This window comes from Sphingomonas sp., assembly GCF_019746665.1.
Lineage (GTDB): Bacteria > Pseudomonadota > Alphaproteobacteria > Sphingomonadales > Sphingomonadaceae > Sphingomonas.
The window spans coordinates 274,292-287,024 of the sequence record NZ_JAIERS010000012.1 but is presented as its reverse complement, the minus strand read 5'-3'; the positions used below and the strand labels follow the sequence as shown (position 1 = coordinate 287,024).

The 12,733-nt window shown below is 67.8% G+C and carries 11 protein-coding genes and 1 tRNA gene; 6 read left to right on the top strand and 6 right to left on the bottom strand.

Annotated elements, in window-relative coordinates:
• The first annotated feature begins 3 nt into the window (after positions 1-3).
• Positions 4-75 (top strand) — tRNA-Ile (locus tag K2X73_RS09765).
• A 3-nt stretch (positions 76-78) separates the two neighbouring features.
• On the opposite strand, the gene K2X73_RS09760 is transcribed toward K2X73_RS09765, so the two are convergent.
• Positions 79-798 (bottom strand): SDR family NAD(P)-dependent oxidoreductase, encoded by a 720-nt coding sequence (locus K2X73_RS09760; RefSeq protein WP_294110343.1) that lies wholly within the window; start codon positions 796-798, stop codon positions 79-81.
• Positions 799-999: 201 nt separating this feature from the next.
• Complete coding sequence (gene purF, locus K2X73_RS09755; protein WP_294110342.1) at positions 1,000-2,460, bottom strand: amidophosphoribosyltransferase; 1,461 nt, start codon at positions 2,458-2,460, stop codon at positions 1,000-1,002.
• 170 nt (positions 2,461-2,630) lie between these two features.
• Here purF and hisI point away from each other — a divergent pair, with 170 nt between their 5' ends.
• Genes hisI through K2X73_RS09735 form a run of 4 tightly spaced genes read left to right on the top strand, consistent with a single transcriptional unit; the run spans position 2,631 to position 5,742 of the window.
• A complete protein-coding gene (gene hisI / locus K2X73_RS09750; protein WP_294110340.1) occupies positions 2,631-2,984 on the top strand; it encodes a phosphoribosyl-AMP cyclohydrolase in 354 nt (117 codons plus the stop codon).
• Positions 2,981-3,469 carry a hypothetical protein gene (locus K2X73_RS09745; protein WP_294110337.1) on the top strand — a complete coding sequence of 163 codons (489 nt, stop codon included), beginning with the start codon at positions 2,981-2,983 and terminating at the stop codon, positions 3,467-3,469. Before hisI ends, K2X73_RS09745 begins: the two co-directional genes overlap by 4 nt.
• 39 nt (positions 3,470-3,508) lie before the next feature.
• Positions 3,509-3,937, top strand: coding sequence for a MerR family DNA-binding transcriptional regulator (locus K2X73_RS09740; protein WP_294110335.1), 429 nt, complete (start codon positions 3,509-3,511; stop codon positions 3,935-3,937).
• A gap of 2 nt (positions 3,938-3,939) precedes the next feature.
• Positions 3,940-5,742 carry an acyl-CoA dehydrogenase C-terminal domain-containing protein gene (locus K2X73_RS09735; RefSeq protein WP_294110333.1) on the top strand — a complete coding sequence of 601 codons (1,803 nt, stop codon included), beginning with the start codon at positions 3,940-3,942 and terminating at the stop codon, positions 5,740-5,742.
• 78 nt (positions 5,743-5,820) lie between these two features.
• On the opposite strand, the gene K2X73_RS09730 is transcribed toward K2X73_RS09735, so the two are convergent.
• The 3 genes from K2X73_RS09730 to K2X73_RS09720 all read right to left on the bottom strand — a co-directional run bounded on the left by K2X73_RS09730 (position 5,821) and on the right by K2X73_RS09720 (position 9,381).
• The gene (locus K2X73_RS09730) at positions 5,821-7,122 is read right to left on the bottom strand and encodes a cell wall hydrolase (RefSeq protein WP_294110329.1); all 1,302 of its coding nucleotides are present in this window, start codon (positions 7,120-7,122) and stop codon (positions 5,821-5,823) included.
• A 76-nt stretch (positions 7,123-7,198) separates the two neighbouring features.
• Complete coding sequence (gene cysK, locus K2X73_RS09725; protein ID WP_294110327.1) at positions 7,199-8,119, bottom strand: cysteine synthase A; 921 nt, start codon at positions 8,117-8,119, stop codon at positions 7,199-7,201.
• Between the two features lie 5 nt (positions 8,120-8,124).
• Positions 8,125-9,381 carry an MFS transporter gene (locus K2X73_RS09720; RefSeq protein WP_294110325.1) on the bottom strand — a complete coding sequence of 419 codons (1,257 nt, stop codon included), beginning with the start codon at positions 9,379-9,381 and terminating at the stop codon, positions 8,125-8,127.
• Between the two features lie 110 nt (positions 9,382-9,491).
• Between K2X73_RS09720 and K2X73_RS09715 the strand changes: the two genes are divergently transcribed.
• Positions 9,492-11,192, top strand: a complete 1,701-nt coding sequence (locus K2X73_RS09715; protein ID WP_294110323.1) for a DUF885 domain-containing protein — start codon at positions 9,492-9,494, stop codon at positions 11,190-11,192.
• A 136-nt stretch (positions 11,193-11,328) separates the two neighbouring features.
• On the opposite strand, the gene K2X73_RS09710 is transcribed toward K2X73_RS09715, so the two are convergent.
• On the bottom strand, positions 11,329-12,723 hold the full coding sequence (locus K2X73_RS09710; protein WP_294110321.1) for an MFS transporter: 1,395 nt from the start codon (positions 12,721-12,723) through the stop codon (positions 11,329-11,331).
• Positions 12,724-12,733: the final 10 nt, after the last annotated feature.

Genomic DNA, 12,733 nt, shown 5'->3' with positions numbered 1-12,733 from the left:
CAAGGGCCTGTAGCTCAATGGTAGAGCCAGCCGCTCATAACGGCCAGGTTGCGGGTTCGAATCCTGCCGGGCCCACCGTTATCCTTCGATCCGCTCGAAATGGCCGGTGGCGAAGTCCTCGGTCAGCAGCTGCAGAATGCGCGCGGCGACGACTTCCGGCCCTTTCAGCCGCGCGGGGTCTTCGCCCGGATAGGCGCGCGCGCGCATCTTGGTGCGCGTCGCGCCAGGGTCGATGATCGCGGTGCGCACCTTGCTGATGTTTTGCACCTCCAGCCCATAGCTCTGCACCAGCACTTCGAGCGCGGCCTTGGAGGCGCCATATTCCCCCCAATAAGCGCGCGGGGCGCGCGCGACCGAGGAGGTGAGGGCGATCACCCGCCCCGCGCTGCTCCGCCGCAGCATCGGATCGAACGCGCCGAGCAAGGCGGCCTGCGCGCTGACGTTCAGCGTCATCACCTTGGCGAATTCCTTGGGATCGATCGCCGAGATCGCGCCGAGCGTGCCGAGCATCGCCGCGTTCATCACCAATATGTCGAGCTTGTCCCACCGCTGGCCGAGCGCGGTGGCGAGGCGCGCGGTCGCATCGGGCTCTGTGAAGTCGAGCGGGGCGATGGTGGCGGCGCCGCCCGCCTGGAAGATCGCCTCCTCCACTTCCTCCAGGGCGCCGGTCGTGCGCGCGGTGAGCACGACATGCGCGCCGGCGGCGGCGAGTGCCTTGGCGGTCTCGGCGCCAATCCCGCGGCTGGCGCCGGTGACAAGGGCGAGGCGATCGGCGAGCGGCTTTGGGGTGTCGGTCATCGGGCGCGGTTAGGGGAAGGGCGGGGGTTGGGCAAGTTTTGGGTGGGCATGGCTCATCTGGCGCCCTAATAGCCCTCTCTCCTTGAGGGGAGAGGGTTGGGAGAGGGGGCGGGGCGTGCTGCGGCGTCGCCCAGAAGACACCCTCACCCGACCCTCTCCCGCGGGCGGGAGAGGGCTTTGGTACGCACGGAGCGGCCGTTGCTAGGCCACCCGCTCCGCCAGCAACGCGAACTGGTCGACCGTCTCGACATCGTCCTGATCGGTGAGCGTCGTCGGATAATCGCCGGTGAAGCACGCGTCGCAGTGGCTCGGGCGCGCGGACGAGCGCCCATCCTCGCCCAGCGCCTTGTAAAGCCCGTCGATCGAGACGAACGCAAGGCTGTCGGCGTGGATGAAGTCGGTCATCCCGCCGACATCCATCTTCGCCGCGAGCAGCTTCGCCCGCTCGGGCGTATCCACGCCGTAGAAACAGCTGTGGCGGGTCGGCGGCGAGGCGATCCGCATATGCACCTCCGCCGCGCCCGCCTCGCGCATCATCTGCACGATCTTCAGGCTGGTGGTGCCGCGCACGATCGAATCGTCGATCAGCACGATCCGCTTGCCCCGGATCAGCGCGCGATTGGCGTTGTGCTTCAGCTTCACGCCCAGATGCCGCACCTTGTCCCCCGGCTGGATGAAAGTGCGGCCGATATAGTGCGAGCGGATGATGCCAAGCTCGAACGGGATGCCCGATTGCTGCGCGTAGCCGATCGCCGCCGGCACGCCCGAATCGGGCACCGGGATCACCAGATCGGCCTCGACCGGCGCCTCGATCGCCAGTTGCGCGCCGATCGCCTTGCGCACCGAATAGACCGAGCGATCCTCGACGATCGAGTCCGGCCTTGAGAAATACACATGCTCGAAAATGCACGGGCGCGGGCGCTGCGCGGGGAAGGGGGTGATCGAGCGGTGCTCGCGCCCCTGGATGATCACCATTTCGCCCGGCTCGATCGCACGGACGAACTCGGCGCCAACCACATCGAGCGCCACGGTTTCGGAAGCGAGGATGATCGCGTCACCCAGCTTGCCCATTACCAGCGGGCGGATGCCGAGTGGATCGCGGCAGCCGATCATCCCCTCGGGCGTCATCACAATGAGCGAATAGGCGCCCTCCACCTGCTTCAGCGCATCGATGAACTTGTCGAGCAGGGTGCGGTAATGGCTGGTCGCGACGAGGTGGATGATCGTCTCGGTATCGCTCGTCGATTGGAAGATCGATCCGCGCCGTACCAGCTCGCGCCGCAGGCGCATCGCGTTCGAAATATTGCCGTTATGCGCGATCGCGAACCCGCCCGAGGCGAGATCGGCGTAGAGGGGCTGGACGTTGCGCAGCGCGGTTTCGCCCGTCGTCGAATAGCGGACATGGCCGCAGGCGGCGGTGCCGGGGAGCGCGCGGATCACGTCGTCGCGGTCGAAATTGCCGGCGACATGCCCCATCGCCCGGTGCGTGTGGAACTGGTGGCCATCCCAGCTGGAGATGCCCGCCGCTTCCTGCCCCCGGTGCTGCAGCGCGTGCAGCCCTAGCGCGACCAGCGCCGAAGCCTCGCCATCGGTGCCCGAGACGCCGAAAATGCCGCACTCCTCACGGAGTTTGTCGTCATCAAATGGATGAGTGGTGAGCATCGAATCCCGCCGCGCTGCCGCCTGCGTCGGCCATATAGGCCCCGTGGGTGCGCTTGTCGCCCATTTGTCATAAAATTTCCGAACCTTCTTGGCGCCATCGGCGTTCACCCAGCGAAGCGGGCGGCGATGGAAGGATTGAGCCATGTGTCAACGCTGGGCTAGAAACCCTTATGGACCCGCGCGAAACGAGCTTGACGCTCGATCCCAAATTCAATTCGGACGGCCTGATCACGGCGGTCGCGACCGACCGGACCGGGCAGCTGCTGATGGTCGCGCATATGAACGCCGAGGCGCTCGCGCGGACGCTTGAGACGCGCGAGGCAGTGTTCTGGTCGCGCAGCCGGGGGCGGCTGTGGAAGAAGGGCGAAACCTCCGGCCATGTGCTGCGCGTGATCGAGGCGCGGATCGATTGCGATCAGGACGCTTTGTGGCTGATCTGCGATCCGGCAGGGCCGGCGTGCCACACGGGGGCCGCCAGCTGCTTCTATCGCCGGATCGAGGGCGAGGCGCTGGTCGCGCTGTGAGGGGCTGGCCGCTGCTGCTGTTGCTCGCCGCCTGTTCGGCGCAGGCGCCCCAGAAGGCGGAAGGTCCGCCCGATCTCGAATCCGCGGCGATCCGCGCCGGGCTGATTCCCGATCCCCAGCGCGGCGACATCGCCGGGCTCTATGCCCGCGACACCGATCGGCTGTGCATCGTGCGCGCCGGGCGAGGTTACCGGGCGGGCGCGTATGTCGATTATGGCGACGCGCTCACCTGCAGCGCGCGCGGGCCGGTGGCGCGCGCGGGTGAGACGTTGAGCTTCAACTTCGCCCCCGATTGCCAGTTCGACGCGCGGTTCGAGGGCGACCGGATCGTCTTTCCCGGCCGGGTGCCCGAGGGGTGCGCCAGGAGCTGCACCCGCCGCGCCTCGCTCGCCGCGCTCGATGTCGAGCGGCTGAGCGACAGCCCGGCGGAAGCCGCGACGCTGCGCGATGCCAAGGGGCGTTTGCTTTGCGAGGCCGGTGGCTGACACTTGACCTTAACGTAAGCGTCAACTATCTGACTCCCCATGTCGTCGCTCCCCGCCATCGCCGCTTACGCGCCGATCGAGCCGCGCCCGGATCGCGATGCCTTTTCCATTTCCGATCTCTGCGCCGAATTCGGCATCACCGCCCGAGCCTTGCGCTTCTATGAGGACGAGGGGCTGATCGCCCCCGAGCGGCGCGGCACCCAGCGCATCTATTCGCACCGCGATCGCGCCCGGCTCGCCTGGATCCTGCGCGGCAAGCGGGTGGGGTTCAGCCTCGCCGAAATTCGCGAGTTGCTCGACCTGTACGATCTCGGCGACGGGCGCCGCACCCAGCGCGCCAAGACGATCGCCCGCTGTCGTGACCGCATCGCCCTGCTCGAAAGCCAAAAGCATGATATCGATGCCGCCATCCGCGAGCTAAGCGACTTCATCACTCATATCGACCCCGATACTTCGCGAGAGGATTGACCATGCCGAAATATACGCCGCCCGTCCGCGACACCCGGTTCGTGCTCGATCATGTCGTCGGGCTCGATCGCTACACCAATCTCCCGGGCTTCCAGAACGCCACCCCCGATGTGGTGACCGCGGTGCTGGAGGAGGGCGGCAAGTTCGTCGCCGAAGTGCTGTTCCCGCTCAACCAGGTGGGCGATCAGGAAGGCTGCACCCGCCACCCCGATGGCAGCGTGACGACGCCGACCGGGTTCAAGGAAGCGTATAAGCAGTTCATCGAATCGGGCTGGTCGACGCTCGCCGCGCCCGAGGAATTTGGCGGGCAGGCGATGCCGCACGTCGTCTCGACCGCGTTCGAGGAATATATGATCTCGGCCAACATGGCCTTCGCCATGTACCCGGGCCTCACCCACGGCGCCATCGCCGCGCTGCTGGTGAAGGGCAGCCCCGAGCAGCAGGCCAAGTACCTCCCCAAGATGATCTCGGGCGAATGGGGCGGCACGATGAACCTGACCGAGCCGCAGTGCGGCACCGATCTCGGCCTCATCAAGACCAAGGCCGAGCCGCAGGCGGACGGCAGCTACGCGATCACCGGCACGAAGATCTTCATCTCGTCGGGCGAGCATGACCTGACCGACAATATCATCCATCTGGTGCTGGCGAAGACCCCGGGCGCGCCGGATTCGACCAAGGGCATCTCGCTGTTCGTGGTGCCCAAGTTCCTGGTGAACGAGGATGGCTCGCTTGGCGCGCGCAATGCCGTTTCGTGCGGCTCGATCGAGCACAAGATGGGCATCCACGGCAATTCGACCTGCGTGATGAACTATGACGGCGCGACCGGCTGGTTGGTCGGTGAGGAGATGAAGGGCCTGGCCGCCATGTTCATCATGATGAACGCGGCGCGCCTGGGCGTGGGCTTGCAGGGCCTCGGCGTCGCCGAGACCGCCTATCAGAACGCCGTGCAATACGCGCATGATCGCCGCCAGGGTCGCGCGCTGACGGGCGCCGCCGAGCCGGGCGAGAAGGCCGATACGCTGTTCGTCCACCCCGATGTCCGCCGGATGCTGATGGAGGCGAAGTCGATCACCGAGGGCTTGCGCGCGCTCTGCCTGTGGGGCGCCCTGCAGGTGGACCTGACGCATTATGGCCAGACCGAGGAAGAGCGCCAGACCGCCGACGATCTGATCGGGCTGCTCACCCCCGTCATCAAAGGTTACGGCACCGACAAGGGCTATGAGATCGCGACCAACGCCCAGCAGGTTTATGGCGGGCACGGCTACATCGCCGAATGGGGGATGGAGCAATATGTCCGCGATGCCCGGATCGCGATGATCTATGAAGGCACCAACGGCGTGCAGGCGATGGACCTGGTCGGCCGCAAGCTCGCCACCAATGGCGGGCGCGCGGTGCAGCTGCTGTTCAAGATCGTCGGCGAGGAAATCGCGGTGGCGAAGGCGGACGAAAAGCTCGCTGATTTCGCCGGCCGGCTGGAGGCGGCGCTGGCCGATCTCCAGGCCTCGACGATCTTCTTCATGCAGAAGGGCTTCCAGAACCCCAACCATGTCGGCGCCGGCGCGCATCCGTACATGCATCTGATGGGCGTGGTCGCGCTTGGCCTGATGTGGCTGCGCATGGCGACCGCGGCCGAGCGCCTGCTCGCGGCGGGCGAGGGCGATGCCGATTATCTGAACGCCAAGCTGGTGACCGCGCGCTATTTCGCCGAGCGCATCCTGCCGGAGACGCAGACGCTGCGCCGCAAGGTGGAAGCGGGCGGCGACACGGTGATGGCGCTGGAGCCGAGGATGTTCGAAGCGGCCTGAGGGCGGTTTCGTTCGCGGAAATGTTGGGGCGGGGGCTGCGGCTCCCGCCCTTTTTTTGGGCGCCCCCGGCGGACCCTGCTACTGCTTATCCCCACTGCCCGCCGGCATCACCCGCGTTGAGAAACGCTCCTTGGCCTCGGGTGTCAGCTCGGGCCTGGGTACGAGCAGTTCGGGCTTGCCCATCAGCAGGCCGTTGGTTTCGGTGAGTATCTGCGCCCGCATACATTGCTGGGCATCGGGGCGGAGGTAACGCTTGCAGTTCCACAGCTTCTTGTCGAAGCCGGTGCCGCGATCGCGCAGATAGCTGAACGCCATGCGGCTGATCTCGCTCGTGGTCAGCGGCAGGCCGTCGGGCGCCTTGTCGCCCACCCAGATCATCACCTTGCAATACGGCCGCGCGCCACACGCCTTGTCGGCAAGCACCGGCAGATCCTCGCCCGGCGCGCCACGGGCGAGGCCGAGGATGAACTCGTTCGGGTGATCCTCTACCGCTGGAAAGACGTCCATGCTCTCGCTCGCCGCCTCGGGCAACGCCGCGTCCGCCGTCACCCCCAACGCCATCCGGTGCGCGGGCGAATAGGCCGCGATCAGTTTGATCGCCGGCTCGTCACGGCTCACCTGGCGATTGAAGGCGGGCGGCGTGCCCCACCAGCCGCTCCAGCGGAAGAACAGGTGGGTGCCGACCGCGCTCACCTTGTCGAGGCTCGCCTGCCAATAGGGGACGACCCAGTTGGTGTGGTAATGCGTCGCGTGGCCGACCGGCTTGTACACCGCGCCGGTCAGCGCCGCCTTGGCGATCTCTCGCGCGCGCGTCCAGGCGGCATCGCTGAACTGGTGGCGATACAGCGCGCCATCGCAGGTGAAAGTGAATTGGCAGCCGGTGACCCGATCGGAACCCTCGAACACCACGCCGCACACCGTCTTCGGAAAAGCCGGATGGCGGACGCGGTTGAGCACCACCTGCGCCACCGCGCGCTCGCCGGGTGCGTCGTCCCCGGCTTCGTACAAGGCGGCCGCGGCGAGGCAATCGATCGCGCGGGCGAGCGAGTCGCCGGTCTCGGGGGCGCGGAACGGGCGCGCGGCCGGATTGGGCGCGGTGGAAAAGGGGATGGCGGCGTTGAACGCCACCGCTTCGACCGGGCTGAGCGGCCGTACCTCGAGCGGTTCGACCGGGGGGAGCGTCGTTGGCGGAACGATGCCCGGCTGGGGCCGGGCGCGCGCGGCGACGGCACGGGCGGGCGCCGTGGGGCGCGGGCGCGGCACGAAGGCGACGATCAGCACCGGCACCAGCACCGCCAGCACCGCGATCGCGCCGAGCAGCACCAGCAATCGCTGTGAAGCGCGCGCCGGGCGTCCGGGCTCGGCGGAGAAGCGGGCCATCAGCATGGGGTTATGTCCAGCAGCAAAGCCGCCGGCCCATAGCGCAAGCCGCGCCCGCTTTCACCCCCTGTTCGGCTCAGGCCTCGGGCAGGAAATCGGGCACCGACAAATAACGCTCGCCCGTGTCATAGTTGAAGCCCAGCACCCGCGCGCCGTCGCCCAGCTCGGGAAGCTTCTTGGCGATCGCGGCCAGCGTCGCGCCCGAGCTGATGCCGACGAGCATCCCTTCCTCGCGCGCGGCGCGGCGCGCCATCTCCTTGGCGGCATCGGCCGCGACCTGCACCACGCCGTCGATCGCCGCGGTGTGGAGATTGGCCGGGACGAAGCCCGCGCCGATGCCCTGGATGGGATGCGGCCCCGGCGCGCCACCGGAAATGACGGGCGAACCCTCGGGCTCTACCGCGAATACCTTCAGCCCCGGCCATTCGGCTTTCAACGTCTCCGCGACGCCGGTGATGTGGCCGCCGGTGCCGACGCCGGTGATGATCGCATCGAGCGGCGTCTCGCGGAAATCGGCGAGGATTTCCTGAGCGGTGGTACGGACATGGACGGAAACGTTCGCGGGATTCTCGAACTGCTGCGGCATCCACGCGCCGGGGGTTTGCTCGACGAGCTGCACCGCGCGCTCGATCGCGCCCTTCATGCCTTTCTCGCGCGGGGTGAGATCGAAGCGCGCGCCGTAAGCGAGCATCAGCCGGCGGCGTTCGAGCGACATGCTCTCCGGCATCACCAGCACCAGCTTATAGCCCTTGACCGCCGCCACCATCGCGAGGCCGACGCCGGTATTGCCGCTGGTCGGCTCGATGATCGTGCCGCCGGGCTGCAAGGCGCCCGAAGCTTCCGCCGCCTCCACCATCGCCAGCGCGATCCGGTCCTTGATCGAACCGCCAGGATTGGCGCGTTCGGACTTGATCCACACCTCGGCCGCGCCGAACAGCCGCTGGACGCGGATATGCGGGGTGTTGCCGATCGTCTCGAGGATGCTGTGCGCCTTCATCACTGCTACTCCGCTGGGGTGGGGGTGAGTTCGGGTGGGCCGAAGCTTTTGGCAAGCCGCAATTCGGGAAACAGCCGCGCCCAGCCGAGCGTGATCGCGATCGCGCCCACGCCACCGAAGACAACGGCGCCAACCGGGCCAAGGGCCCAGGCCGCCAGCCCGCTTTCGAACTCGCCGAGTTCGTTGGAGGCCGAAATAGTGAGCTGCGACACCGCGCTCACCCGCCCACGCATCGCGTCCGGCGTATGGAGCTGGACGAGCGAGCTGCGCACATAGACCGAAACCATGTCCGCCGCACCCGCGATCGCCAGCGCCGCGACGCTCAGCCAATAAGAGCGCGACAGGCCGAAGATCAGGATGGCGAGGCCGAAGATCACCACCGCCGCGAGCATCTTCAGCCCGACCTCGTGCCGCATCGGCCGCACCGAGAACCAGATCGCCATGGTCGCCGCGCCCAGCCCCATGCTCGCGCTTAACAGGCCGAGCCCGGCAGGGCCGACCTGCAGGATGTCGCGCGCGAACACCGGCAGCAGCGCGGTCGCCCCGGCGAGCAGCACCGCGAACAGATCGAGCGTGATCGTTGCCAGCACCAGCCGGTTGCGGCCCACATAAACGAAACCGTCGATGATCCGCTGGATCGGGCGATGATCGCTCTGCGCGGGCGGCTGCGGCACCGGGCCGATCTGGAACATCGCGCCGAGCGCGATCACCATCAGCACGGTCGCGGTGCCATAAGCGGTTTGCGGGCTGATCGCGAGCAGCGCCCCGCCCAGGCTCGGCCCGGCGATGGTGCCAACCTGCCACGCGATCGAGGAGAGCGCGATCGCGGTCGGCAGGCTTTCACGCGGCACCAGATTGGGCGCAAGTGCTGAATATGCCGGGCCGGCGAAAGCGCGATTGATGCCGATCAGCACCGCGGCGGCGAACAGCGCGGTGAGCGTCATCTGCCCAGTCCAGCTCAGCCAGCCGAGCGTGGCGACGACCGCGAGCAGAAGCGCGGCGCAGGCGCGCGCGATCCAGCGGCGATCGAAACTGTCCGCCGCGAGCCCGACCACCGGGGTGAGCAGGAACAGCGGCAGGAACTGCGCCGCGCCGACCATGCCGAGCAGGAAGGAGGCGTCATGCACGCTCATGCTCTGCCGCGCGAGCCCGTACACTTGCCACGCGAGGACCAGCGACAGCGAAGTCTGCGCGATCGTGGTCGCGAAGCGCGATGCCCAATAAGCGCGGTAATTGGCGATGCGGAACGGGTGCTGCTCCATGCCGCCTCGTGTAGAGCCCGATGGCGGCGGATCGCAACCGCCAAGCCAATCGCTTTTCTTGGGGCGGCTATCCCGCTAGCTATCGCAGCGAAAAGGTTTGGGGAGAGGTTATGCGCTTGAAATTCGTGGCCGCTTTGCTGCTCGCGGCGACCGCCGGCACCGCCGCCGCCCAGCCCGCCAAACCGTGGAGCGCCTTTCGCGACGCGTTCATCGACCGGCTGTTCCAGCTCGATCCGGCCTATGCCGTCTATCAGGGCAAGCATGACTATGATGGCCGCTTGCCTGATTGGAGCGCGGCCGGGCTGAAGGCGCAGGCCGATTTCTATCGCCAGACGATCGCCGCCGCGAAAGCGATCGACCCCAAGGGCCTGAGCAAGGACGATGCCTTCGAGCGCGCCTACCTGATCAAGGTCGCCGAGGGGCGGCTCTTCTGGCTGACCGACGCCGACCAGCCGCACCGCAACCCGGCTTATTATGTGAACAACGGGCTTGATCCCAACGTTTATATCGCGCGGCCCTATGCGACCAAGGCGGTGCGGCTGCGCGCAATGATCGCCTTCTTCAACCGTATCCCGACCGCCGCCACGCAGATCCGAACGAACCTGCAGGCGCCGTTGCCGGCGAGCTTCATTACTTATGGTGAGAAGGCGTTCGCGGGCTTCGCGGAATTCTATGGTGGCGATGCGCTGAAGGCCTTCGCCGAGGTGAAGAACCCCGCGCTCCAGGCGCAGCTGCGCGCGAGCAGTGCCAAGGCGGCGAAGGCGATGGCCGATCTCGCCAAATGGATCGCCGCGCAGCGCCCGCAAGCGACGCAGGATTTCGCGCTCGGCAAGGAGCGCTTCCAGCGCATGCTCGCCGCGACCGAAGCCGTCGAGCTGCCGGTCGAGCAGTTGCTCGCGCTTGGCGAGGCGGACCTGAAGAAGAACCAGGCCGCGCTCGCCGAGGCATGCGGCAAGTTCGCGCCCGGCGCGCCCATCGAGGCGTGCATCGCCAAGATGAACGCGAACAAGCCGGCTGGCGGCCCCGTCGCCGAGGCGCGCAAGCAGATCCCGGGGCTGCGCGCGTTCGTCGAGCAGAACCAGATCGTCACCATCCCCGGCACCGAACAGGCGCTGGTCGAGGAAAGCCCGCCCTATAACCGGCAGAATTCCGCCTATATCGATCCGCCGGGGCCGTTCGATAAGGGGATAGCGTCGGTCTATTACATCTCGCCGCCCGATCCCACGTGGAGCAAGGAAGTGCAGGAGGGGTTCATCCCCGGCAAGTTCGACCTGCTCTTCACCTCGGTGCATGAGGTGATGCCGGGGCACTTCCTGCAATTCCTCCACGCCAACCGCGCCAAGTCGCCGATCGGTCGCCTGTTCGTCGGTTATGCCTTCGCCGAAGGCTGGGCGCATTATGCCGAGCAGATGATGTGGGACGCGGGGCTGAACAAGGGCGATCCGGAGACGCATATCGGCCAGCTCGCGAATGCCTTGCTGCGCGATTGCCGCTATATTTCGGCGATCAAGCTCCATTCCTACGGCTTCAGCCAGGCGGAATCGGAGGCGCTGTTCAAGCAGCAATGCTATCAGGACGAAGGCACCGCCCGTCAGCAGGCGGCGCGCGGCACCTATGATCCGGCATACCTCAACTACACGCTCGGCAAGCTGATGATCCTGAAGCTGCGCGAGGACTGGACCGCGTCGCGCGGCGGTCGCCAGGCGTGGAAGGCGTTCCACGATGCGTTCCTGGGCTATGGCGGCCCGGCGATCCCGCTCGTGCGCCAGGCGATGCTGGGCGAGGCGGCGCCGACGGCGTTCGGGGGGTAGGGGCAGAGCTACGGCAGCCACGACAGCAATCGTCGTCGCCCCGGCCCCCGAGCCGGGGCCCCGCTTGTTCGTCGGTCGCAGGGCAGCGGGACCCCGGCGCGGGGGCCGGGGTGACGTGAATGGTGAGGGCTGCCCCTTAACGCGGCGCTCCCGATGCTCCCGGTCCGGCCACCGCCACCGCGCGGGGCTGGCGGATCGAGGGGCTGAGCCGCGCGACGCTGCACAAGGCGGCGACCAACGCGAAGCCGCCCGCCACGTATAGCGGCGTCACCCCCGCGCCCACGCCCATCGCCAGCAGCGCCGCGATCACCGTCGCCCCGCTGGTCTGCCCGACCAGCCGCGTGGTCGAAACCAGCCCGCCCGCCGCCGCCGCACGCTCGGTCGGCGCGCTGCCGATGATGAGGCGCGCATTGGGCGGCAGGAAGATGCCGAACCCCGCCCCACACAACGACATCCGCCAGGCGAGATCGAACCAGCTCGGATGCGGCGGCAGTGAGGCGAGGCTGAACAGCGCCGCGATCGTCACGCTCATCCCGATCCCGCCGAGCAGCCCGGCCGGCACCCGGTCCGATAGCCAGCCGGCAAACGGCCCGACGATGATGTTGGTCAGCGGCCAAGGCGCGATCGCCGCGCCGACCGCTGCCGGCGTGAAGCCATAGCCGTGCTGCAACCGGAAGGGCATGGCGAGCAGCACGGTCATTGAGGCGGTGAAGGCGGTGAACGAACTAACCGCCGACAGCGCGAGCACCGGCCGCGCGAGCAGATCGACCGGCAGGATCGGCTTCTCCGCGCGCCGCTCGCGCCGCACATAGACGATGCCGATCAACACCCCCGCGCCGACGATTGCCGCGGCGATCACCGGGCTGTCGCCATGCACGCCCGCTTCGATGCCGCCGGTCACCAGCCCGAACATCGCCGCGCAGAGGATGGCGCTCAACAGGTCGAACGGCTCGCGGCGAGGCGCGGGATCGGGCAGCGCGCGGCCCAGCGCGAGCGAGGCGAGCGCGAAGGGCACCGCGCTCGCGAACACCCAGGGCCAGGGCGCGACCGCGAGGATCAGCCCGCCAAGCGTTGGCGCGATCGCGGCGCTGGCGGCAACCGTCATCGAATTGACACCCAGCCCGCGCCCGAGCTGCTTCGCCGGATAGGTCGCGCGGATCAACGCCGCCGAAACACTGAGCAAAGCCGCTGCCCCGGTCGCTTGCACCGCGCGCACGATCAGCAGGAACGGCAGGCTGTTGGCGAAGAAGCACAGCAGGGTCGCGACCGTGAACAGCAGCTGTCCGCCCTGATAGGCGCGTTTCAGCCCCAGCCGCTCGCCAAGGCCCGACAAGGGCAGCAGCAGCATCACCAGCGTCAGTTGATAGATTGTGACGACGGCGACCGAGGCACTGTTCGTCACCCCCAGGTCACGCGCGATCGTGGGCAGCGCGACATTGGCGATGCCGCCGTCGATCACCACCAGCGCGGTGCCGAAACTCAAGGCGGCGATCGCCTGATAGCGGCGCGGGGTGGGGAGGCCGTCGGTCATGCCCGCGCCA

What these genes read in the sequence shown, in the direction of transcription:
- K2X73_RS09760 (WP_294110343.1), bottom strand. Translation starts at nt 798, where the DNA reads ATGACCGACACCCCAAAGCCGCTCGCCGATCGCCTCGCCCTTGTCACC.
- purF (WP_294110342.1), bottom strand. Translation starts at nt 2,460, where the DNA reads ATGCTCACCACTCATCCATTTGATGACGACAAACTCCGTGAGGAGTGC.
- hisI (WP_294110340.1), top strand. Translation starts at nt 2,631, where the DNA reads ATGGACCCGCGCGAAACGAGCTTGACGCTCGATCCCAAATTCAATTCG.
- K2X73_RS09740 (WP_294110335.1), top strand. Translation starts at nt 3,509, where the DNA reads ATGTCGTCGCTCCCCGCCATCGCCGCTTACGCGCCGATCGAGCCGCGC.
- K2X73_RS09735 (WP_294110333.1), top strand. Translation starts at nt 3,940, where the DNA reads ATGCCGAAATATACGCCGCCCGTCCGCGACACCCGGTTCGTGCTCGAT.
- K2X73_RS09730 (WP_294110329.1), bottom strand. Translation starts at nt 7,122, where the DNA reads ATGGCCCGCTTCTCCGCCGAGCCCGGACGCCCGGCGCGCGCTTCACAG.
- cysK (WP_294110327.1), bottom strand. Translation starts at nt 8,119, where the DNA reads ATGAAGGCGCACAGCATCCTCGAGACGATCGGCAACACCCCGCATATC.
- K2X73_RS09720 (WP_294110325.1), bottom strand. Translation starts at nt 9,381, where the DNA reads ATGGAGCAGCACCCGTTCCGCATCGCCAATTACCGCGCTTATTGGGCA.
- K2X73_RS09715 (WP_294110323.1), top strand. Translation starts at nt 9,492, where the DNA reads ATGCGCTTGAAATTCGTGGCCGCTTTGCTGCTCGCGGCGACCGCCGGC.
- K2X73_RS09710 (WP_294110321.1), bottom strand. Translation starts at nt 12,723, where the DNA reads ATGACCGACGGCCTCCCCACCCCGCGCCGCTATCAGGCGATCGCCGCC.